Genomic DNA, 23,665 nt, shown 5'->3' with positions numbered 1-23,665 from the left:
CTTAAAAGTGTCTTTACAAAACAAAGGTTAAATTACAATTTAAAGCGTTTCACTGATGATGAAAGAGAGTCTGCTAGCTTGCTCACTTCGCTGCTGCTGTGTGTCATCAAAAGGGCTTGTTCGGCGTTTCCTTGTGCCGCTTGCTCGGTTATTTGCATGGTGTCACTTATCTCGACACTAAAGTCTACTTGGTGCTTAGATGCTGCTGTAATGCTTTCGCTCATTTTATCAATGGTATTGAGCGCCGATTCTATCTGTGCAATTGCATGGCTTAATTCATTACTTTGTTCGACACATAAATTAGCTGCTTGTTGACCTTGTTCTATCGCGGTTTCTGCGGCTTTTGTTTCTTGCTGGAGGTTTGAAATCATGGCATGAATTTCGGCGGTACTTGCTTGGGTGCGCGCGGCTAAAGAGCGAACTTCATCAGCAACAACGGCAAATCCTCGGCCGTGATCACCTGCTCGGGCTGCTTCAATTGCCGCATTAAGTGCCAGTAAATTTGTTTGTTCGGCAATGCTGCCTATGGTGTCTAAAATACTGCCAATATCGCGGCTGTGCTTTGTGAGGCGTGTCATGGTGTTGACTGCAATATTTAGGCGCTCAGAGAGGGAATTGATGCGCTCAAGATTGTTGTTAGCAATGCTGCGAATTTCATGGCTTGATTTTGATGCTGCAGAGACATGCTCGGCGCTGCTATTTGCTTCGTTATACACCATTTCAGAGCTGTGATAGATTTTTTCAGCCAGTGTTTTGGCACTGGCCACACGGGTAATTTGCGATTTTGCAGCATGTGAAATTTCTAAGCTTTGATCGCGAGATTCTTGCGCCGATTGATTGAGTGTGAGCGCATTTTTTTCGATCACTTGTAATAATTGCGTGAGATCATCTGACAATTTATTTATGTTGGCAATTAAGTGGCCAAACTCATCATTACTGCGCTGTTTAAAGCGTTGAGTTAAGTCACCAGCAGCAATGTTGGCTAAGGCTCGATTGACTAATCTTAACGGCCCAAGCATCGCTTTAGCGGTAAAGTAAGCAATAAAGCTAGCTAAGATTATGCACACAAATGCGATAGTAATCGCGAGAGTTTCACCGCGAGTTATCGCGTTTTGTGCACCGAGCTGTAAGTTATCAAAGCGCACGTTGGCCTGTTGATTGAGTTTATCCAAACCAAGGTAGCTTTGATTAAAGTGTTCTTCGGCAGCAAAATAGGCTTGTTGCGCCAGATTTTTTTGTTCTAACTTTGCGCGCTGAAGTTGGTGCAGGGCTGCGGGCGTATCGAGCGCAGAGTAAAGTTGTTTTAAATCAGCATCAAAGCGTGCAATTAACTCACCCGCTGGTAAATCGACAGCTTGGCGAATTAAATATTCAAAATTAGTACGAATATTACCGACTAAAAACTGCATATCTCCATGGTGCGCATCTACTGCATCAAGTTGGCTAATTTGAGCTAGGCCTTTGAGACTACTTGCTAAAGTGAATAGTAGGTCATCAATACGTACTCCAGTTCCAATCACTTCCTCGAGTAAGCGGTCTTGCCCATTGGCATTAAGCGTTTCTAAATCAAGCATGGCCATGCTGGCACTATTGCGCCATTGCTCAACTTGCATCGCAAGGTCATTAAAGCGTTGTTCAGCACTAATGGCTGCAAGTTCGGCATCAAACATGTGTGTCGTGGTGGCTAAATATGCTTGATAACTGGTTTGGGTTTCAAGCAAGGTTTGACGCATGAGTGGTTGGTCAGCAACTTTATCGTTGAGTTCATCGGTGGTTTTTTGATAGTCGTTTTTTAAGTTGGCAAAGTTTTTTTGACTTTGATTAATCGCTGCTTGAGTGGTTTGGGTGTAGGCCAGTGCTCCTAATTTAACCATTTTTAATAATTGAATTTGTAAAGTGCGACTGTGTTCTTGGATCGGTGTCGCTATGGTTTTGACTTTATTATTTGCTTGGGCAATTTGGCTTAAGGATAAGTAAAAAAAGCAACTGGCAGCAATCAGTAGCACTGTTAATGTGCTAAATCCAAGGATGATTTTTTGTCTGATTGTTAATTCAATTTTGAACATGCTAGCTTCTTTATATTATTGTTAATAGTGCATTTTAAGCATTAATAATAAGGGTGATTTGAGTAAAAACTCAATTTTAAATTACATTTTAGTGTGTATAACTTTAGCAGAATTAAATCAGTGTCAATTTTATCGGCACTAAAACTGAATGCTTTAATTGGCTAAAGTGGCAAGTGAGATTGATGTTCGTTCATCTTTAAATCACGAGTCATAGCACTAGCTCAACGATAGCGCATTGTGTATGTTAGCGCTTAAATAAAACCAATAACTTAAAAGGGATTTTTATGGCTGGTGCTAGCTTATTTACATTAATTGATGATATTGCGACCTTGCTTGATGATATTGCTGCAATGAGTAAAGTTGCGGCAAAAAAAACAGCGGGTGTATTGGGTGACGATTTGGCGCTTAATGCGCAACAGGTTTCAGGCGTGACGGCTGATCGTGAATTACCAGTCGTGTGGGCCGTTGCCAAAGGCTCTTTGTTTAATAAAATTATTTTAGTACCAGCAGCATTACTGATCAGCGCGTTTTTACCCATGCTCATTGTGCCCATGCTGATGATTGGTGGGTTATTTTTATGTTATGAAGGTGCACATAAATTTGCCGAAAGTTATTTGGCGCCCGCACAGGAAAATCCACGTGATAATTGCGCAGAGCCTCAAAGCGCTAGCGAATACGAAAAACAAAAAATTTCAGGGGCAATTCGAACAGATTTTATTCTATCGGCTGAGATTATTGTTATTTCGCTAGGCACAGTTGCAGGAGCGAGTTTGTTTTCGCAATTTACAGTGCTCAGTATTATCGCACTCGTAATGACAGTCGGGGTATATGGTATTGTGGCGTTAATTGTGAAGATTGATGATGCGGGGCTCTATCTTTTAACTCACAACAAACCAAAAAGTATTGCAGCGATATTAGGTGCGGGGTTGGTTAATTGCGCTCCTTATTTAATGAAAACGCTTTCGATTGTAGGCACGCTCGCTATGTTTATGGTTGGCGGTGGTATTTTGAGCCATGGTCTGCACTTTATTGCTGTTTTAGAAGGGCAGGTATCAGCCTTACTCTTACCCTATATTGTGACGTGGTTGGCATGGATGATTCCCGCATTATTTAATGGTCTTTTTGGCTTTTTAGCGGGTCTGGTCGTGGTTGGCGTTATTTATTGTGCGGCCGTTATCCGAAAAGCTGTAACTCGTACCGCGACTTGATTGTATTTTTGCCGATGCTCTAACAAACCGAGGAATATGACAAGCGCAGTAATTAAGGCTAGGTTTAATCATTAGCTTATTTTTATCTACTTAACCTGAATTCTGGTTAGGGATTTAGTAACGTATTGATTTGATTTATATAAAAACCCAGAAACTCTCCAGTCAGAGATTTACAGGGATAACAAGGCGAGTTTACGCGTCAATAGCTGGTTTATTGCAAGTAAACTCAACGTAGTTATTGTTGAAAATAGCCACTGGAGATAGATTTATTATCCAGAGTTCAGATTACTTAGGTAGGGTTGTTATGAGTATGACATTATTGGGTATTGCTGCAGTTGCGCTTTTTTTAATGGCTTTTTTGTATTTTAGAGGCGAAAACTACCGTAAGGAGTTAATGCTGTATCGCAGGCGTGCTGAGGTGGCTAACAAAGAAGGGCGTGAATTATCTCAGCTATTATACGATTTTGCGCGTGCTGATTTTTTGGCTCAAAAAGAGCGATTTACGCGATTACAGAGCGGAGGTTCACCAGAAATACAGTCTTTGCGTTTTACAACGATCATTTTTGAAGCTGCAGAGCATGTCATAAAAGAGGCGACACTTGGGAATCACACAACCCAAGATGCTTTTAAAGAGTACATAAATAAATTTAGCCAGCATGGTTATGGTGATTTTCTTGGTTTTTTGTCTGCAGAAAGTGATTACAAACAACAGCTTTGGGCTAAAAACAACCTTCAAGACTTTTTAAAGCTGTGTCATGCCTGTTTAGATGATTTGGGACATTAAATCACTTTAATATTGGACAATAAATCTACCTCAGGCAGCGAATTTTAATGCTAACAGTGTTGGATTTACTTGTAATAGAACTGCTATTAACACCCCGTCCGCTTTGTTAGTATTTAAAATATCTGGCTAGAGATGAATTATTTGATAATTCACTTTAAATTCAATGCGTTATTGAGAGTGTTGTCCAATGTTGGGGATTAAATAACATTCATTCTTCTATGGGACAAATTATCACCAACGTGTTAATATGCTCGGCTGGTTTATTATGAGGCTCGAACTGGGTTTTATTACAAAACGAGTTTAAGTGCGTGAATACATTGGATATTATTTTTATTTATCCTTGTGACTATTTTGTTGTTATAGCCTACGTTATTTTTAACTTGTTTTTAATTCCCTATTTTTAGCTGGCATAAATCGTGTTTTGGCCACTTAAGAGAGGTATTAATGGAGCATAATAAGTTAAATGTAGTCGCTGCGATTGTTGCTACAACCCTAGGGACTTCGTTAGTGGGTTGCAGCTCTCTTCCTATCAATACACCTCCAACCTCAAAGAAAATAATTAAAAGCCAAAATGACGAGCGTCAATATCGCTACTTACAATTAGAAAATGGATTAAAAGTTGTATTAGTATCAGATTTAAAAGCAGATAAAGCTGCTGCATCGTTAGATGTTCACATCGGTCATATGGCCGATCCTAAAGGCCGTGAAGGGCTATCGCATTTTCTTGAACACATGCTGTTTCTTGGGACTGAAAAATACCCAAAAGTGGGCGAATATAATGAGTTTTTGAAAGAAAATGGGGGGTGGTCTAATGCGGGTACGGGTCAAGAGCATACCAATTATTATTTTGAAGTGAATGAAGATGCATTTGAGCAGGCGTTAGACCGTTTTGCGCAGTTTTTTATTGCTCCTACATTTGACCCTCAATATGTTGAACGCGAAAAAAATGCGGTGAACTCTGAGTACACCATGAAGATAAAAGACGATGCGCGTCGGATTCGTGAGGTGTTAAAAGAAACCTCAAACCAAGCGCATCCAGCGAGCCAATTCTCTGTGGGTAATTTAGCCACCCTTGCGGATCGTAAGGGGAGTTTGTTGATAGATGATTTAAAAAATCAATACGAACAATATTATTCAGCCAGTCGTATGGCGCTCAGTGTGGTTGCCAAAGAAGAACTCGATACACTTGAAGCGTTGGTGCGTGCTCAGTTTATGCAAGTTCCTACGAATGGTTCAGTGTCCACTCCGGCCATAGAGCGGCCTTTTTTACCCGAACAACTTGGGGTGAAAATACACATTGAGCCGATGAAAGATACCCGTACGCTCACATTGTATTTCCCTGTGCCGACATCTCAGCAGTATTTTAAAGAGAAGCCATTGACGCTCATTAGTGACCTGTTAGCAAATGAAGGCGTGGGCAGTTTATATAGTTATTTAAAGCAGCAAGGCTTAATTGAATCGCTCAATAGCTATTATTATGGGCCTGATGACTTTGAGCAATTTACGGTCGCAATGACACTGACCGAAGCGGGCTTGGCGCAATACGATACTGTGACACAAGCTATGTTTTCATATTTAAGGCTGATTGCTGAGCAAGGCTTAAAACCATTATATTTTGATGAACTGCGTGCGATTGCAAAAACGAACTTTGACTTTCAAGAGAAATATTCATCGGCTAATACGGCTAGACGCATTGCCTCACAATTACATTATTATGCGCCTCAATATGTATTAAATTCAGATTTCATTTACGAAGATTTTTCTGTCGATTTAGTTAAAAGGTATCTTGCTTATTTAACACCACAAAATATGCGCCAGGTTATAGTTGCTAAAGGTTTAGCAACCAACAAGGTGCAAGCTGAGTATCATACGCCCTATGCTATTGCGCCGCTTACAGAGCAGCAGTTGGCGCTGTATCAGGCTGATACGGTAAAAAAAGCCTTTGCCCTTCCTAAAGCGAACCCTTTTATAGCCACCAATTTAACCTTAAAAGAACACGTTGACGTAAAACCGTTACCCGAAGTGGTGTTTGAACGAGCGGGTTTTAAGTTGTGGCATAAACAAGATACTGAATTTTTGGTGCCAAAAGCATCAATTAATGTACAAATTTATTCGCCAATGGCGGGCAAAGATGCGGGCTCGCGAGCTAAAAACTTTTTATATAATGCATTATTAAAAGACAGTTTGACTGAGTTTGGTTATCCGGCAAAGCAAGCGGGGCTTAATTATAATTTGTGGTCAACAAATCAAGGTATGGGTTTTGGTGCCAATGGTTTTGATGAAAAACAGGTTGATTTATTACTCACCCTTAATCATCGAGTGCGTCATTTAACAATTGCGGCTGCGGCATTTGAATTACATAAAAACCGCCTTATTCGCGCTTGGGGTAACACCAAATTTAACCGACCTTATTCGCAAGGCTTATCTGTTTTAGGTGAAATTCAACGTAATAAGGTGTTTGCACCTGAACAGTTAGCTGAAGCCTTAAAAGCGGTGACTATTGAAGGCCTTGAGCAGTATATTCTTGATTTTCATAAGCAGATTGACATTGAAGTGTTAGCTCACGGTAATATCCAGCGTCATGAGTCAGAGCGTTTAGCGCAGACCTTGTATGAGCTGAATATGACAGATTCAGCTGCTTTCTCGCGACCAGCAAAAGAAGTAAGGGTAAATAGTAGTGGTCGAGCGTTAATTCGTGAGCTTGACATTAATCATGATGATTCCGCATTGATTATGAGCTATGTTAATCCGGATAAATCATTACGTACTAGGGCATTGTATGCGATGTTAGGTAGCGTGATTAATGCGCCGTTTTTTAAAGCGATCCGAACTGAGCAGCAATTAGGTTATATAGTTGCGGGGCGTAGCACGAGCATTGGAGAGTTGTCGGGCTTGTATTTTTTAATTCAATCACCCAAAGTTGGGCCGGTTGAGTTAACACGTCGTATCGAGCAGTTTTTTGTGGATTTTGAGGCGCAGCTCTCTGTGTTAACAGCGGCGCAGTTTGCAGATTACAAAGATGGTTTATTAAAAGATTTAGCGACTAAAGATAAAAACCTAAATGAACGGACTGCGCATTATTGGGCTGAAATTAATAGTCATGTACTTACTTTTGATAGCGATAATCAATTAATGGCGGCGGTTGAGCAGCTTAAAGTGCAAGACTTATTGCCATTTTTTAAGCATGCAGTGCAAGACATTCACCCTTTTGTAGTGCGTAGTTTTGGTGAAGTGCATCGTGATGAAGATGACTATCAACAAAGCTTAAGCGACGCAGCTATCTGCCGAGCCAATGGCTGTTTTGCCAGTGGTGATACGCGCAGTATCTTGATGTAAGAGTTAGTAGGGTGAGACTTTAGCTTGTTCACCTGATGACACACATAAAAAACCAGCGCGAGCTGGTTTTTTTGTTTTAACAATAAGAGCTATTTACCTGTCATGGCAAAGGGCGCATCAGCTGCCATAAAAGCAAATACGGCATAAGCAGCAGCGTTTTGTTGCAACTTAGCGGGGTCAACTTTATCAAGCGTATCATCGGCTGTGTGATGATAATCGAAATAATCGGTGCCATCTTGGTGTAAGTCAAAAACCGGAATAGATGCAGCGCCTTTAAGTGGGATCAGATCAGGGCCTCCACCGGCTTTATTTTTTCCTATATACTCAATATTAAGCGGCTCCAGTTGCTTGGCGATTTCTCTTACAATTGGCAGGGATTGAGCGGATACATTTGATTCAAACGCATAAACTACATCAGCACCAAAGTCAGACTCTGCAGCAGCGACAATGTTTGTTAAGTCTGCCTTATGGGCTGTAGCATAATCTTTTGCACCCCATAAACCTAGCTCCTCGGCTGCAAATAATACCACTCGAATACTGCGTTTTGGGCGTTTCACATTGCTGACAAATTTCGCTGCAGCCATTGAAAGTGCAACGCCAGCACCATCATCGAGCGCGCCGGTGCCTAAATCCCAAGAATCTAAATGCCCGCCAATTAAGACATATTGCTCTGGCGTGTCAGTGCCATTAAATTGGCCGATAACGTTAAAACCACTTCCTTGGCCGCGATCTTCAGCTTGAATATTAATATTAACGCTGACTGTTTTACCTAAATCAATTAAGCGCGCCACTTGGTCTGCATCAGGGTTGGCAATGGCAACGGTTGGGATTTTGGTGATCCCTTCTTTGTAGTGGCTGCCACCAGTATGTGCAAAGCGATGATGGCTGGTGCTTACAGAGCGCATCATGTAGCCAATAGCGCCTTTTTTAGCTGCTTCTACCGCGCCAGAATTACGCGCTTGTACCGCCGGTCCATAGCCATTACCGTCAATATCACGATTCATGCGGTAATTAATAAAGACTATTTTACCTTTGGCAATTTCAGCTGGAGCTGCAGTGAGCTCTTCTAGGGTTTCAAATTTAATGACATCAGCAGTAATACCATCTTTAGGTGTGCTAATGCTGTTGCCAAGTGCTGTTAAGTGAATTGGTTGGTGGCTCGGAGTGAGGATGCTGCCTGATTCACTATAACGACGCCAATCAGGAAAATGCGCAGGCTCTAGCCATACTTTATCAAATCCTAAACTGGTGAGTTTTTCTTGTGCCCATTTTACTGCTAGCTTGTCATTTTCGGTGCCTGGGTAGCGAGGGCCTATCTCAGTGGTTAACGAGGTTAAAAGCTCAAACGCTAACGGGCTTTGCATTGCTTGATTGCGAATCGTGGCAACGTGCTCTAATTGTTGCGGTGTGAATAGTGGTGCAGCGGCCTGCAAATGCAGGCTAAAGGTTGCCATTACAGCAAAAGTGAAAAGTTTTTTCATAAGATCAGGTATCTAGCTGTGAACAAAGGCCAACATTTAATCATTTTCGGCAAATCAACGCAAAGAGATTGAGGTGAACCCTTTCATCGCTTGATATTAAACATTAACCTTGGTTGAGTAAAAATTCGACGATGTGGCTCATGTCTAAATTAAAATCATCAGGCCGCACCCCTTTTACGATGTAGTCTTCATCGTTTGATAAATCGATAGATATTGCGGGTTGATAACCTTTTTGGTCAACATCATAAAATGTTTTAACTATTGGTTTTGTTGGGCTGTTATCGTTGTGGCCTTCTATCATCGCCAGTTTGTGAGAGTGAAGCTCAACTAAAGAGCCAATGGGGTAGACACCCATACATTTAATAAATTGATCAACTAGTTCGCCATCAAGGTGATTGAGCTTGGCCAGATTTCGTAAAATGCTAAATGATTTGATATGGCAAAACCCCTCTTTGTAGACTCGGTTTGCAGTGAGTGCATCAAAAATGTCGCAAATAGCAATCATGCGCCCATGGAAAGAAATGTCATTGCTGCTGAGTTTAAATGGGTAGCCTTGGCCATCGAGCTTTTCGTGATGCTGCGCAGCAACCTCTAAACTCAGCGCGGGAATATTTGCCGTTGCAGCAATGGCGGTAATTGAATGATTAACATGTGTTTTCATGATCTCAAACTCATCATCAGTTAACTTGCCAGGTTTATTTAATATGGCATCAGGTATTTTTATTTTACCTATGTCATGTAAAAAACCACCGATAGCCAATTGATGGGTTATTTCTGGGTCAAGATCGAGATAACGCGCAAAAATGCTAATTAAGACAGAAACTGATACTGAGTGTTCTAGTAAATATTGATCTTTTGCGCGAATGTTTATAACACAAGCAAGTGCACTAGAATTTTTAAATATTTCGGCAATGACAGTATTGGTGATATCTACAACGGGTTTTAAATCGAGCTCACGGCCGCTGAGTAAGTCGTTAAATACTTTGGCAGAAATTGCTTTGGACTCATCAAACACGGCTTTGGCGCGGCGTACATCTTCTTCAATTAGTTGTTTTGAGGGAGAGCGGGTTTGTGTTTGATTTGAAATAGGCACAGGAAGTACGGTTTGATGAAGTGTTTTATCTGGATCAATCAAAACAGAGGTAACACCTTTGGCTTTAAGTTGTTTGATTGCATTGAGGTTTTTTATGTGAGTTGGTTTGGCTAATTGGTAGTTAGCATTTTGCTGCATTATTTTCATAACAAAATGGCCAATTATGAGCTCATTTACTTTGATTTCTTGCAGCATATTAATGGTGGAGTCTCAGTAATTTTAAATATATACCGCCGTTGCAATAAAAGCGTTGCGGTATGTCGTAGTTATGCTTAATTCAAGTTCAAGAAAGCTAATTAATCAATTTAGAAAAAAATTGTGCGTGTGAAGGTGGGTAATATGAAAAATAAAGGGCTTAAAAACAAAAAAGCTCAGATGCGTTGCAACTGAGCTTTTTTATTAAATGGCGGAGAAGGAGGGATTCGAACCCTCGATAGGGCTACAAACCCTATACTCCCTTAGCAGGGGAGCGCCTTCGGCCACTCGGCCACCTCTCCGGCGTTTAATCTGTAAAATATGGCGGAGAGATAGGGATTTGAACCCTAGATAGGCTACAAACCTATGCCGGTTTTCAAGACCGGTGCAATCGACCACTCTGCCATCTCTCCGTGGGTGAAGATAATACTTATCCTCTATGGGCATGTAAATAGTAAATAGGTTTGTTTGCTTATTCTTTGTGCAAAAAACATGATTTATTTTTAATTTTTATTGAAATGAATGTTTTTACTCATTTTTATTGAGTAAATCAGGCTTGAACGAAGGGGGGATGTATGAGGTTAAAAGCATTTTTGATTAAAAACGAAAAAACCAGCACCACGATTATTGTAGTTACTGGTTTTTAATTTTAATGATTTAGTGTAGAAATTATTCAACTAAATTAAGGCGATAGCCAATGCCTCGTTTGGTTTCTATCATACTCTCACCTTTACTTTCAATGGTGAGCTTTTTGCGTAGTTTGCCAATATATACATCAACAACATTCGTCATTGGATCCATTTCCATGCCCCAAACATTGCTTAAAATACGTTCGCGACTAAGGTATTTTCCTGTATTGGTCATCAGTAATTCAAGAATGGCCATCTCTTTGACAGTGAGAGAAATTTCTTCACCATCAAGGCTGACAATGTAACTGCTGCGGTCAAAGCACAGTGGGCCAAATTCTAGAATATTGGTATTTTTGATTTCATTGGGTGTGCGACGTGTTACGGCTTCAATGCGTGCAAGTAATTCGTCGTAGGCAAATGGTTTAGTTACATAATCGTCAGCGCCTAAACGCAAACCTTTGATGATGTCTTGTGATTCATCCATTGCGGTTAGCATAATAATTGGCACCAGATTTTTTTTGATGCGTAATGCTTGGCATACTTCTAAGCCATTTAAGCTAGGGAGCATGATATCTAATAGAATTAATTGGAAATCGCCTTCTTGAGCGAGTTCTAAGCCTTCTTTACCATCACACGCACGAACAATAAAGTAACCTTCAGCGCGTAAGCCTCGTTCTAAAAAACTCGCAACGCGGTCGTCATCTTCAACTAATAATATTCTCATGTTGTCTCGGTACCTAAAATGGGCAGTAATACGGTTGCGGTACAGCCTAAACCAGTTGGATTAGGTTGCAATGTTATGTGACCGCCATGGCCATCAATGATTGCTTTTGCTACAGGTAATCCTAACCCTGAACCTGGTGTTTGGCCACGGTTGCCACGATAAAAACGTTCAAATACTTGTTGTTGCTCGTTTTCTGGAATGCCCATGCCTTGATCAATCACTTTAATCACGATGAGTTCTTCTCGCATGATCAATTGAATTTCAGTTTGTGTTTGGCTGGGTGAATATGCTAGGGCATTCTCAAGTAAAATCATCATAACTTGACGTAAACGGCGCTCATCTGCATCGATAATTGCATCTTGATTGGTCAAGTTGAGGATAATCGTTTTTTGTTGATCACGGGCTTTACGTTGATAAATTTGCTGCATTTCACTGAGCAAGTTTTTTAAATCAAATTGATGGTAGCTCAGTTTTAGTTGGCCTGCGCTTGAGCGAGCAACCAACATTAAATCTTCTATTAATGCTGTAGTATGCTGAACTTCATCAACGACACGTTGTAATACTTCTTTGTAATCAGAAGGCTGGGCGGATTTGCTGCGTAGTAATACTTCAGACTCACCGCGAATAATTGTCAGTGGTGTGCGTAGTTCATGACTAATATCAGCTAAAAATTGGCGGCGTTGGTGGTCAACTTGCGCTAACTTTTGGTTTGAACGCTCGAGCGCTTCGGTACGCTGGGCTACTTTTTGTTCTAAAGATCGTTTCGCTTCATTGAGTTCGGCTTGTTGTGTTGCGAGTTGACCGGCCATGCCATTGAGGGCTGTACCGAGATACTGAAATTCAAAATCACTAAGCGGAGCGATGCGATGTGCTAAGTTACCTTCACTGTATTGACTGGTAGCTGCGTGTAATTGTTTGGTGGCGGAGTTTATGCGGCGCCAAAAATACCAAAATGTCATTAAGGTAAATAAGCTCATTGCACCTAAAGCGGCTGCAAGCACTCGGTTACTCCAGTGGTAAAGAGTATTAACGTTGTTACGAATGTCCTGTGCCTGTGCTTGTTCTTGGCTAACGGCATTGCCAATGAGTTGATTAAACTCGGTATCGACCCCTTGTTTTTGCAGTAAGCTAAAGAGTTGATTCGCTTCAGGTAGTTTGTTTTGCGCCACTAATAGCTTGATTTCGTTATTTGTGGTAATGATTTGCTCTACTTTTTGGCTAATGCTATCGAGTACCGCAAGTTCTTTGTTTGCATCAATCTGTTTGCTAAAGGTGATTTTTTTAAGCAAGTTATCTCGAACATTGAACAGTGCAGCACGTAATTGATGTTCGTTTTCTTCACGCAGTTGGGGGGTTTGCACTTGACCTGTACGTACGATTTCACCCATGGCGATGAGCTTTTCCAAGCTAAGCTTGGCTATTTCTGAATAGTGAGTGAGTACTTCGTGAGTTAAGTCGGATTGTTTTGCGTGTCGACTGTAGCGCTCTGAGCTGTCGAAATACAACCAAGCTATCAGGCTGGTAAATAAAAAGATCACAAAAAAAGCTAACAACAGCTTATGGGTGAGGCGACTACTATGATAAAGAGAGGTTGCTGGCTTCAAGCTCATTTCCGCACAAAAATAAAAAACTCGTTACTGCATTAGTGCAATTTGGCGCAGTAACGAGTTGATGGGCAAGTATTATTTAGTGAAAGTAACTTTGCCTGTAGCAACATCGTGCATCGCGCCGACGACTTTTACTTTACCTTGTTTCACTAAATCTGCAATCACTGGGCTACGATCTAAGATATTTTGTACAGTTAATTCAACGTTTTTATCAGCAACGGCTTGTACAAACTCTTTGTTTTTAGAAGTACGTACACCTGGAATATCAGTTGTTGCGTAAATTGCTGGTGCAATATTGCTTAGTGTATGTGTTAAGTTACCAAGCTCAACATTGTCACAAGCACCTTTAACAGCGCCACACTCAGTGTGGCCTAGAACAACAATTAGCTTTGAACCTGCAACTGCTGTTGCAAATTCTACGCTGCCTAAAATATCAGTGTTAACGAAGTTTCCAGCAATACGAGCTGAGAAAATGTCACCGATACCAGCATCAAACACTAACTCGTGTGGTACACGAGAATCAATACAACCAATAATAGTGGCATACGGATATTGACCAGCACCAGTTGCCGAAACTTGTTTATTTAAATCACGCTCAACCATTTTGCCGTCTACAAAACGTTTGTTGCCATCGATCAGCATTTTTAAAGCTTGGTCTGGAGTAATGGCGCTTTGTGATACCGCAGTTTGTGCAGGTACAGATGCGAAGCTAGTAATAGGTAAAAGGCTTAAGCCCAAACCTAAGCTTGCTGCTAAAACAAGTTTATTTAAAGACATGGTGTGTTCCCCGTTGTTGTGCAATTGTATTGATAAGAATTAAGTGCGTTCCTGTCCCCTGAAAATACCCCTCAAAGAAAATTAATTAGTGTAAACACCTCAAAAAACCAATGAGGGGTAATACAGGAACGCCAACAAATTATATAGACGAGCACTAAAGACAGCTTGTTGAAATGATTAAATTTGTTTAATGGGTAAGTAAATTTAACTTAAAGGTCTTTTAGTTATTTTATGCAATATGGTGTACGTATCAGGTGTTAATTAAGCGTAATACTGGTTAATCAATCTATCTTAGACGCTACTTACAGTGTTAGCAGTACAGCATGGACGTGTAATAGGTGAACTATTGACGATCACATCTACCTTGTTAGTCCTAAAATCTGAGGTTAGAGATGAATGATGTAGAAATTTATTTTTAATTCAACACGTTGCTAAATCTCTTGTTCAGAACTGAGGTTAGTAAAAAATATTGATTGAGTATGGCTGATGAGTGAATTTAAAGAGAAATGAGATTTGGTGCTGCGGCGCGTCTTTAAATGAAATAATGAAAGGTTTTTTGGGTTAAAAAAAATAATGAGATGTTCATTTTTTAAAATAACACATTAATAGCATTGCGCTGATGGGTTATCTATTTAATAAAAATGAACATCATCAAGAAAAGTAACAAAATTACAGTTTGATTATTTGTATCTTACTGCGTTTGATAAACCTAGCTTGCTACCATAACTGTTTAATTTAGATATTAATCTTGCGCGTTTCCCTAACGTTTTTGTTACTTGTTTAATACCTTGATCTTGGCTGTTTAATGTATTGGGTGTCATTACTTTTCTCGTCTTAATTGGTTAACTTGGTGGCTATTTTGCACTCAATTGTGGCTTTTGACTAATGAGATAAATTACTTTTTAAAGATTAAAAAAACTAATCTGAAATTGATTCTTTAAAGTTCTGAATAGTTACTGGTTTTTTGTGCATAAAAGTCTGCTTTTTGCTTTGAAAGTGCATAAAATGCTGTTTTAAAGCCAAAATCACTGGGTTTTTCTGTGCGTGAGGGTATGCTGGAAAATATTGCCTTATTACTTTTTAAGTTAAGAAATCTAATCATCGTGCAGCGCTTATCTTTTTTAATTGTATCTAATCCTTTTCAAAACGTGCTTAAAAAGCATCTAATGGCATGGTTGTTAAATGAACTGACCAATAAAAATATTCAATATCAGTTGTATTACACCTCGAGTAATGTCGTTGAAAATGAACGCTTTTTTGCGGAAAATTTACAATATTATCAACAAGTCATGGTGTTAGGTGGAGATGGCACCTTGCATCTGGTGGTTAATTGCATGGCACATCAACTCACACCAATTGCATTATTGCCCTGCGGGACGGGTAATGATTTTGCACGCTCTTTAGGTTGGTCGATGGCGCAACTAAAGCAAGCTGTATTTTCTCAACAGCAGCAATTTTATGATTTAGGTAAGGTAGGAAATCGCTATTTTATTAATGTTGCAGGTGTTGGTTTTGATGGATATGTTGTAGCTCATTCAGTTGATAAGCAAAAACGGCGCTACTGGGCTAAATTGGCTTACCTTGGTTTAACGTTAAAGCATTTATTGAATTATCAACCTCAATCAATCGAACTCCAACATGGATCTGAGCAATATCGCTATCAGCATTTTATGACGCTATTTGCGAATGGTCGTTATTTTGGTGGTGGAATGAAGGTGGCGCCAAATGCCAATATTGCTGACGGTGCGCTGGAATGTGTAATGATCAGGGATTGCTCGCTACTGGTTAAATTGGTGCAATTGATTCGAATGACGTTTGCGATGCCATTAAGCCCTAAAGTGGTTAAACAAATGGCTATAAAAGAAATGAGTGTGCTCAGCGTAGGTTTACCCATTGAAGCGGATGGCGAATATGTTGGGTTGACGCCAACTACAATGAAGCTAGTACCCAATGCAATTTTAATAAAAGTACCATGAAAAAAGGGCCGTAGCCCTTTGGTTGAGTCAGTTAATGTTATTGGGCAGAGCGAGACGCTACAAGCTCAGGTTCTGCCTTTAACGTTTCTTTGACTGGGGATAAGTTGAACAGCATTTTAAGTTTTGCTGTCGGTGTTAATACAATGGCATTACCTATTAATACACAAGTAAAGCCTATAATAGTGTTGGAATCCCAAATGAATCCTTCAAAATAAGTACTGAGTACCACAGCCACAAGCGGGAAAAGGACAATGACATAACTTGCTCTTTCTGGGCCGATATTCTTAAGTAGCGCAAAGTAACAAGCAAAAGCGATAACTGTGCCAAATACTGATAAATAAACCAGTGAAGCCCAGTAGCTTGTTGAGGTTGAGATAGTAAATTCTGCTTGGCTTAATACGCTGTAAATAAACAATAAAATACTACTGTATAACATGCCCCATGCGTTACCTTGTAATACACCAATGTTTGCTTTTGAATTACGTACACTGATCATGTTGCCAAATGATGCAGCTAAAGTTCCCCCAAGTGAGAGTAATAAGCCGATAATCGCTTCATTCGACAAGCTCAGATCGCTTAGATCGTGCCAAAATAAGACGATGATCCCAATCACCCCCATCATTGCACCAAGATAGATGCGAGCTGCAATCGGTTTACCAAAAAAGATCCGTGTATTAATTATGTTCATTAATAACAGCATTGAAAAAGCGATAGATGTCATGGCTGAGGTTAAATAATTCTGCGCCCAATATAAAATTAAGTAGTTAGCGCCAAAGTTAAAAAAGGCCAGTAAGACAAAAAAAGCATGCTGCGTTATACCATATTGCATTGGTAGCTCTTTGATAAGGCAAAAAAGCCACATAAGTAAAGCGGCTAAAGCAAAGCGATAAAAGAGTGAGACTTCTACTGCAACTTCACCGAGTTGAAATTCGATAGCGAGCCAAGTTGAGCCCCAAATAAGGACAGTGCTGAGATATAACAATATATTCTTCATGGTAATTCGATTGCGTAATCAAGGGATGGTTGGCAGTTTAAAGTTTTTCTGTATAGTTAACATGTACAGATATTTATAAATGTAACCTACACAGATTTAGCTTATGTCTATTATTGTCGATCGTCATCAAACTGATTTTTTATATCAACAAGTTGCACAGCTCATTCGCCACATGAAACAACAAGGTACGTTGCACGCCGGGCAAAAGTTACCTTCATTACGTGTCATGGCTGCAAATTTAGCGGTGAGTGTACCAACTATAAAACAAGCTTATTTAGAGCTTGAGCGTCAAGGTTTGATAGAGGCGAAATCTAAATCGGGCTATTTTTTAAAAGCGATGGATTCATTAGCGGCTAAACCAAAACGGCGGCGAATGTTGAATCAGCCTGTGGCAGTGCAAAAACAATCCTTAATAGAACAAGTATATGACGCTATTCATCGACCGGGTGTTGTGCCATTTGGTATTGCAAATCCAATCGCTGCCAGTCCTACGATAAAAGCCCTTAGCCGAACAATGCGCCGAGTCATGAGTATGTCAGGCCAAGCTGCAATTAACTATGGATCAATGGATGGGTTTGCGCCGTTGAAAAAACAATTGATTTACCGTTATTTGGATTTTGGTATTGGCGTTAACTTTGATGAACTCATAATTACTAATGGTGCACAGGAGGCTTTAGCGATTGCGTTGCAATGTGTAGCAAAGCCTGGGGATGTGATTGCAATCGAGTCGCCAACGTATTTTGGCATTATTGAGTTAATTGAAAGCTTAGGTTTAAAGGCGCTTGAAATTCCAATTTGTAGTGAGCAGGGAATTTGGTTAGACGATTTAGCCAAAGCGCTTGAGCAACATAAAATTGTGGCAGGCGTCTTTTCAACATCGGTCAATAACCCCGTCGGGTCATTTATGCCCGAGTCTAATCGCGCCGCTTTAGTTGCATTATTAGAGTCCCATGAGGTGGTATTAATTGAAGATGATGTTTATGGCGACTTGCATTTTACTGAGCAAAGAGCAAAACCGGCACAATATTATAGTCAAAAAGGGCTAGTTATTACCTGTTCATCTTTTTCAAAAACAGCTGCACCTAGTTATCGCGTTGGTTGGATGATAGCCGGTCGTTTTGCAAAGCAAGCGCTCAGATTAAAGCGTGCTCTGAGTTGTTCGGCGCCGTTACTCAATCAATGGACATTATCAGAGTTTCTAGCAAGTGGAGACTACGATCGTAATTTAGTACGTTTGCGCCAGACCTTACGGTCAAATAAAGAGCGGATGATCCATCAGATCCAACGTCACTTTCCAATCGAGACTTGCATTAGTGATCCGCAAGGTGGTTGTGTGATCTGGGTTGAGTTACCAGTAGGTTATGATGCCACGCGGTTATTTCATGAGGCGTTAGAGCACAATATTAGTATTACTCCAGGGAGTATTTTTTCGGCGAGTGATAAATACCAGCGCTGTTTACGTATGAGTTATGGCGTAATCTGGACACTTGAAATCGAGCAAGCAATCGCGCAATTAGGGACTCTACTCAAAAATCGTCGCTAGTATTTATTTTATAAAAAAACAACAGCCGCATTGCGGCTGGTATTCTGCTTGCTGATGACTGACAAGGCTTGATTTATTTGTGATTCGCCACAAACAAATCGTAATTTTTAAGTTCAGGTAAACTTTGTTGTAATTGATGTTCTACTTGAGCTAGCTGCTCAATTGAACCACATAATGCATCCGCTTTCTTTTCAAGTACGTTAGCCTGAACTTCAACTTTTTGCTCAATTTGCTCTGCCATTCTTTCCATGCGGTTTTCAAACTCTCCCATATTGCCACCCGCACCAATTAATTCTGAGCCAAGTGAGATTAAAAGACTTCCCACTGAATTCATCACGGCTTCTTCCATAGCTTTATCGATTTTTTGGTCAAACTCTTCACCAAAGTTATCGCCTATGGTATCAAACTGTGCTTGGTCGATAACAAAAATGCCATCTTGATAAAAGCTATCGTTAATTTGAACGCTCACTTCGTCCATCAGGTTTGTCATACCTTCCATATGTTTTAATCCAAACGCTTGGCTGATTTCGTCAATCGCTACGCCTGCTATTTTGACACCTTCTAATGCTATCTCCGCTACTTGAGGCATTTGGACTCTTAAGCCATTGGCATAGTCGGTGAGCATGGTTTGTTGTTTGTTTGAAACTGAGATTTGTTGCCCATTTAAAGTAAGATGGCCTTTATTATCAATGAGCATTATTTGATGTTGGCTATTTTCGATTTCAAGATACTCAGGTGTGATCCTGAGCGTTTGTTTTAGTTCTACATTACATGAATCTGAAGAAAATGAAATTTTGTGAGCATCTGAATGCGCTATCGCTGGAGTGGCAAGTAAAACTGAGCTTAATAAAATAATTGATTTCATACTAACTAATCCCGTTGTATAGATATTGTTATGTTGCGTTGATATATCTATTACAAGTTGAATGCCAGTATTTTAGTTGTTTAAAATCAAACATTTAAATTTTATTGATGATTTTGAATATCTCTAAAAATAAAGGTTTTGACGAAAAAATAGTTATTTTGACTATTTAAATAAGTTTGATTTAATTATCTTGTCAATACGATAAAAATATTTCTCTTTGCAATAATCGCATTTGCGGCTATTTATTCAATCTAGAACTAACTGTATATAATCCTGTTTTTGGAGATAGGTGTGGGTAAGACGTATTCATATGACGATTTCGATGATTCTTTAGAAAGTGATGATAGTTTTGAGCCAGGTGGAAAGGCCCAAAATGACAATCAGAAAAGAAAAGTGAAACGTAAAATTGAAGATTACTTAGAGCAAAAACGTTTGCGTAAGAATATCGGAGATGATGACTTCGACAGTTACTTAGAAGACTAATTCATAAAAAAGGGCTCAGTTGAGCCCTTTTTTAATGCGGGTAATTTACGTTTTTAAAGCGTTAACAATATCTTGCTCAATACTTTTAGGTGTCGATATTGGTGCGTATCGTTTGATGGGTAATCCATCTCGACCAATTAAAAATTTAGTAAAGTTCCATTTGATAAAGCTCCCAAAAAAACCTGGTAGCTCCTGCTTTAAATATTGATAAATGGGTGAGCTATGCTTGCCATTTACCCTTACTTTATCGAACATTGGAAATGTGACGCCATAATTTAATTGGCACACCTCATTAATTTCCTGTGCATTACCAGGTTCTTGTTGTCGAAATTGGTTGCATGGAAACCCTAAGATCACCAGCCCATCGGATTGATATTGCTGGTATAGCATTTCGAGCCCCTTAAATTGGGGCGTCAGTTTACATTGGCTTGCTGTATTGACGACTAATATAACTTTCCCTTGATAGTCTGCCAGTGAGATAGGTTTTCCTTGCAAGCTAATTGCTTCAAATTGATAAAACGGAACCATTTTCTACCCTTTATTATTTAGTGCCATTGTTAGTACGGTATTGCTCTACAAAGTAGCTGTTTGTAGAGCGAGATACTAAAGCGTTTAATGGTGTCCAGAAAGTTGATTTTGAATTGATAGAAGCACAGAGGGCTTTAATAAGGAGTTAATTATAGTAGAGCTATGCTGTAGGCGTTCTGTACTTATTAATTGATTTTGTTCATTAAGCTCAACAAGATTTAGCTCTTTTAAACCAGCAATTAAACCAGTTAATACTTTTTGATCGTAAAACTCAGGTGTATTAATACCATGAAGTTTACTCAAACGAGCAGCTAATGCGTGGCTCGATGATTCTAAATCACTTTTATCCATTTTATGTTGTTCGGTTAGCAGGCCTATGACCACAGCATAGCGTTGTAGTGTGCAATCTAATACTCGGCCAAGTAAATCGAGCATAAAATAACTGCTACTCGATTGGCTAATATTAATCTGATCGCCTGTTAAGCTTATTAAACTTTGATCTTCAAAAGAGGTTATCACCTCTTTTATATAGTGTTCATCAAGAGTGCTCATAAACCATTCTGCGGCAAATAAAGGGTGTAGGATTTTTACTTTCTTGATGCAATCATCGATGTTTGTGGTACGAGTTCTAAGAATATGTAGTGCAAGCAAGCTTGGCACTGCGAACAAATGTATAACGTTATTGCGATAGTAATTAAGCAAAATTATTTCTTTGCTATTTATTGCAATAATATCATCGACCAAATTGAATTTTCCCAATGTTAAGGCATGATTAATAAGCTCTTGCGCTGTTTTGTTAGGCATAGAAATAGTATTGCTGTACTTGGCTTGATTAAATAATTGCATATAAAAGTTTAGCTGGGCAATCACTTGGTTTTGGGGAAGTGCTTTTTGTTCACTTTGAAGCAAAATAATGGCAAGTAAATTAACGCTATTAAGTGCTGCTGCTGAGTTGATGTGTGTCATTATTTGATTTGAAATGGTCGCAACTTGGCTATTGAGCCACTGCGGCTTTTGTACTTGGGTGCAGTCGATATTCTCACGCCAATCGGGTTGGTGTTGATTTAGATATTGATTGAGATTAATTGGCTCACCAAAGTTAACATAACCATGGCCATAGTTTTTTAAATTTTTAATCGTTTTAATGATACCGAACATTGACTCTTTGGCTTTTGCGCTACCAGCTAGCTCCTTAAGGTAGGTATTTACTTCCATTACATGTTCATAGCCAATATAAACTGGCACAACAGAAACAGGTCTTTCAATATCCCGCAGCATGGCTTGTATAGTCATAGCTAACATACCTGTTTTAGGTGGAAGTAGTCTTCCAGTTCTGCTTCTACCACCCTCAGTGTAAAATTTAATTGAATAACCTTTGATAAAAAGTTGCGACAAATACTCCCTAAAAATAGTTGAATAAAGTTTATTACCTTGAAATGTTCTGCGGATAAAAAAAGCACCAGAGCGTCTAAAAATAGGCCCTGCAGGCCAAAAGTTTAAATTAACGCCTGCTGCGATATGAGGTGGCACCAATCCCTGATGATAAATAACATAAGTGAGTAGTAGGTAGTCCATGTGGCTACGATGGCAAGGGACATAGATAATTTCATGTCCTTTATGAGCTAGCTCATGAATTTTATCGGTATAATTAACTTCTATGCCATTATAAAGCTTAGTCCAAAGCCAAGTTAAAATGCGATCCCCTATGCTAATCATGGCATCATTATAATTCGCTGCAATTTCACTTAATAATTTAAGAGCAATTTTCTTTGCTTCTAATTCGCTGATGTTTTTTGATTTAGCTTCATCAATAATTGCTTTTTTAACGTGTGGTGTTGCAAGTAGGCTTTGAAACAAATGATCCCGCGATGGTAGTTTAGGCCCTGTAGCAGCTAATTTTTGTCGCTTAAAATGAAAGCGTGCAACTCTTAATAATGCATGAGGTAAATCTTGTCGTTTTGTTTTGCGGTTAAGCAAAGGAGCAAGTTCGAGCGGTTGACTAAAGCGGATCAGGTTGCCGCGTCCAGAAAACAGTACAACAAATATTTTTCGTAACCAGCTAGGAGTCAGAGAGTGAGAAAGTAATGTACCAAGTCCGGCTTTTTCTTTTCCCGGATTTCGACCCCACAAGATTGTCACAGGTATAATTTGAATATTTAAACTTGGGTCTAGTTGAAGGGCTTGAAATAAAATCTCCCCTTGCTTTAATGCATCAGTGGGTGAGGCTTCATTACTGAATAATGGCGTTGGATTTTGTAAGCAAAGGTATCTATCTACTTTTATATCAGATAATAGGTGTTCTGACCCATTGGGATTTGGCAACCCTAGTTGTTTACAGATTGCAGTCAATGCTGCTAAATCGGCGGCAGAATTTAGCCTACTTATATAAAAGGTAGGAGCGTTTGGATTAAGGTTAAACTGTTTTACCGGATCATCGGGTAATAATTTAGTTTTAACAATTAGCTTATTCGCTAGCTGTGCTAATCCTTTCACTAACAAATTCACAATATCCATACATTCACCATCATACTTAAATTTAAAATCCAGCAACGAAACTGGACAGACCATTCCAATATGTTCGCATATCAATTAATAGAAGCAAAACCTAAAGCGTAAAATTAGCCTTAAACACGGTAAAATCTAACCCAACAGCTCTAAAAAACAACACTTCGAACACTTATTGTTCTTTCGTGTTGTTTTTGATAAAAAAAGCTTGATCAAAAAAAGGATCCCCCTATAATGCGACCCCACTGAGACGGCAGACAGCAACGCTTAGCGAGGCAAGAGTCGACTCACAGAGTTAGATAAAACTTAGTTTGGTTTTGAAAGAAATTTAAAATTAAGTGTTGACTTGAAAAGTGAAACGTTTATCATGGCGCTCCACTTCGCAGCAAGCTCCTAGAGTTGGCGCTGCAACGTTCTTTAACAATTTAAGCAATCATCTGTGTGGGCACTCGTACAGGTTGAGTTCTAACAGCTTAGTTCGAAACTTAGGTTTTGAATAAAGCAAAAAATTTAGAGTCTCAAATGTAACTGAGTGACTATACAGTCAATTTGATTTCACTTTCTCTTTTTATTAAGAATTGTGGAAACAAAAATCAGAATTCATTGAGCAGTCGAAAGACTAAAAACTTTTAATTGAAGAGTTTGATCATGGCTCAGATTGAACGCTGGCGGCAGGCCTAACACATGCAAGTCGAGCGGCAGCACAAGGGAGTTTACTCCTGAGGTGGCGAGCGGCGGACGGGTGAGTAATGCTTGGGAACATGCCTTTAGGTGGGGGACAACAGTTGGAAACGACTGCTAATACCGCATGATGTCTACGGACCAAAGTGGGGGACCTTCGGGCCTCACGCCTAAAGATTGGCCCAAGTGG

Annotated in this window: 16 protein-coding genes, 2 tRNA genes and 1 rRNA gene (1 of these 19 running past the window's edge); 7 read left to right on the top strand and 12 right to left on the bottom strand. The window is 39.6% G+C overall.

The genetic code is table 11. The annotated features are described in order from the left end of the window. Positions 1 to 32: 32 nt before the first annotated feature. Positions 33 to 2,066: a methyl-accepting chemotaxis protein gene (locus AC3KZC_RS16660; protein WP_490578556.1), complete on the bottom strand. Its 2,034-nt coding sequence runs from the start codon at positions 2,064 to 2,066 to the stop codon at positions 33 to 35. 284 nt (positions 2,067 to 2,350) lie between these two features. On the opposite strand from AC3KZC_RS16660, the gene AC3KZC_RS16655 reads away from it, so the two are divergent. The 3 genes from AC3KZC_RS16655 to AC3KZC_RS16645 all read left to right on the top strand — a co-directional run bounded on the left by AC3KZC_RS16655 (position 2,351) and on the right by AC3KZC_RS16645 (position 7,394). Then, positions 2,351 to 3,274, top strand: coding sequence for a DUF808 domain-containing protein (locus tag AC3KZC_RS16655; RefSeq protein ID WP_490578555.1), 924 nt, complete (start codon positions 2,351 to 2,353; stop codon positions 3,272 to 3,274). Between the two features lie 304 nt (positions 3,275 to 3,578). Continuing rightward, positions 3,579 to 4,058, top strand: a complete 480-nt coding sequence (locus tag AC3KZC_RS16650) for a hypothetical protein (protein WP_490578554.1) — start codon at positions 3,579 to 3,581, stop codon at positions 4,056 to 4,058. A 444-nt stretch (positions 4,059 to 4,502) separates the two neighbouring features. Continuing rightward, positions 4,503 to 7,394 carry an insulinase family protein gene (locus tag AC3KZC_RS16645; RefSeq protein ID WP_490578553.1) on the top strand — a complete coding sequence of 964 codons (2,892 nt, stop codon included), beginning with the start codon at positions 4,503 to 4,505 and terminating at the stop codon, positions 7,392 to 7,394. An 89-nt stretch (positions 7,395 to 7,483) separates the two neighbouring features. On the opposite strand, the gene AC3KZC_RS16640 is transcribed toward AC3KZC_RS16645, so the two are convergent. From AC3KZC_RS16640 to AC3KZC_RS16610, 7 genes are all read right to left on the bottom strand, one after another. Then, positions 7,484 to 8,875 carry a M28 family peptidase gene (locus AC3KZC_RS16640; protein ID WP_490578552.1) on the bottom strand — a complete coding sequence of 464 codons (1,392 nt, stop codon included), beginning with the start codon at positions 8,873 to 8,875 and terminating at the stop codon, positions 7,484 to 7,486. A 103-nt stretch (positions 8,876 to 8,978) separates the two neighbouring features. After that, positions 8,979 to 10,163, bottom strand: a complete 1,185-nt coding sequence (locus AC3KZC_RS16635) for a cyclic di-GMP phosphodiesterase (protein WP_490578551.1) — start codon at positions 10,161 to 10,163, stop codon at positions 8,979 to 8,981. Positions 10,164 to 10,372: 209 nt separating this feature from the next. Then, positions 10,373 to 10,465 (bottom strand) — tRNA-Ser (locus AC3KZC_RS16630). Between the two features lie 20 nt (positions 10,466 to 10,485). Continuing rightward, a tRNA-Ser gene (locus tag AC3KZC_RS16625) sits at positions 10,486 to 10,576 on the bottom strand. Between the two features lie 256 nt (positions 10,577 to 10,832). Continuing rightward, positions 10,833 to 11,516, bottom strand: coding sequence for a response regulator transcription factor (locus AC3KZC_RS16620; RefSeq protein ID WP_490578550.1), 684 nt, complete (start codon positions 11,514 to 11,516; stop codon positions 10,833 to 10,835). Beyond that, positions 11,513 to 13,126, bottom strand: coding sequence for a sensor histidine kinase (locus AC3KZC_RS16615; protein WP_490578549.1), 1,614 nt, complete (start codon positions 13,124 to 13,126; stop codon positions 11,513 to 11,515). The genes AC3KZC_RS16620 and AC3KZC_RS16615 overlap by 4 nt, the downstream gene beginning before the upstream one ends. Positions 13,127 to 13,198: 72 nt before the next feature. Beyond that, entirely contained in the window at positions 13,199 to 13,900 is a 702-nt protein-coding gene (locus tag AC3KZC_RS16610) for a carbonic anhydrase family protein (protein ID WP_490578548.1), read from the bottom strand. A gap of 1,052 nt (positions 13,901 to 14,952) precedes the next feature. On the opposite strand from AC3KZC_RS16610, the gene AC3KZC_RS16605 reads away from it, so the two are divergent. Next, positions 14,953 to 15,876 carry a diacylglycerol/lipid kinase family protein gene (locus AC3KZC_RS16605; RefSeq protein WP_490578547.1) on the top strand — a complete coding sequence of 308 codons (924 nt, stop codon included), beginning with the start codon at positions 14,953 to 14,955 and terminating at the stop codon, positions 15,874 to 15,876. A gap of 37 nt (positions 15,877 to 15,913) precedes the next feature. Here AC3KZC_RS16605 and AC3KZC_RS16600 read toward each other — a convergent pair whose 3' ends face one another. Continuing rightward, positions 15,914 to 16,870, bottom strand: a complete 957-nt coding sequence (locus AC3KZC_RS16600; protein WP_490578546.1) for a DMT family transporter — start codon at positions 16,868 to 16,870, stop codon at positions 15,914 to 15,916. A 103-nt stretch (positions 16,871 to 16,973) separates the two neighbouring features. Here AC3KZC_RS16600 and AC3KZC_RS16595 point away from each other — a divergent pair, with 103 nt between their 5' ends. After that, entirely contained in the window at positions 16,974 to 18,413 is a 1,440-nt protein-coding gene (locus AC3KZC_RS16595; protein ID WP_490578545.1) for an aminotransferase-like domain-containing protein, read from the top strand. 73 nt (positions 18,414 to 18,486) lie between these two features. Here AC3KZC_RS16595 and AC3KZC_RS16590 read toward each other — a convergent pair whose 3' ends face one another. Further along, positions 18,487 to 19,278 (bottom strand): DUF2884 family protein, encoded by a 792-nt coding sequence (locus AC3KZC_RS16590; protein WP_490578544.1) that lies wholly within the window; start codon positions 19,276 to 19,278, stop codon positions 18,487 to 18,489. A gap of 291 nt (positions 19,279 to 19,569) precedes the next feature. Between AC3KZC_RS16590 and AC3KZC_RS16585 the strand changes: the two genes are divergently transcribed. Next, positions 19,570 to 19,761, top strand: coding sequence for a PA3496 family putative envelope integrity protein (locus AC3KZC_RS16585; protein ID WP_490578543.1), 192 nt, complete (start codon positions 19,570 to 19,572; stop codon positions 19,759 to 19,761). A 45-nt stretch (positions 19,762 to 19,806) separates the two neighbouring features. On the opposite strand, the gene AC3KZC_RS16580 is transcribed toward AC3KZC_RS16585, so the two are convergent. Both AC3KZC_RS16580 and plsB read right to left on the bottom strand, forming a co-directional pair. After that, positions 19,807 to 20,289, bottom strand: a complete 483-nt coding sequence (locus AC3KZC_RS16580; protein WP_490578542.1) for a glutathione peroxidase — start codon at positions 20,287 to 20,289, stop codon at positions 19,807 to 19,809. Positions 20,290 to 20,373: 84 nt separating this feature from the next. Further along, positions 20,374 to 22,803 (bottom strand): glycerol-3-phosphate 1-O-acyltransferase PlsB, encoded by a 2,430-nt coding sequence (gene plsB / locus AC3KZC_RS16575; RefSeq protein WP_490578541.1) that lies wholly within the window; start codon positions 22,801 to 22,803, stop codon positions 20,374 to 20,376. 621 nt (positions 22,804 to 23,424) lie between these two features. On the opposite strand from plsB, the gene AC3KZC_RS16570 reads away from it, so the two are divergent. Next, a 16S ribosomal RNA gene (locus tag AC3KZC_RS16570) occupies positions 23,425 to 23,665 on the top strand (it continues 1,301 nt past the right edge of the window).

The organism is Pseudoalteromonas sp. J2K-J031 (assembly GCF_058197095.2).
This window is presented reverse-complemented; position numbering and strand designations above follow the sequence as displayed.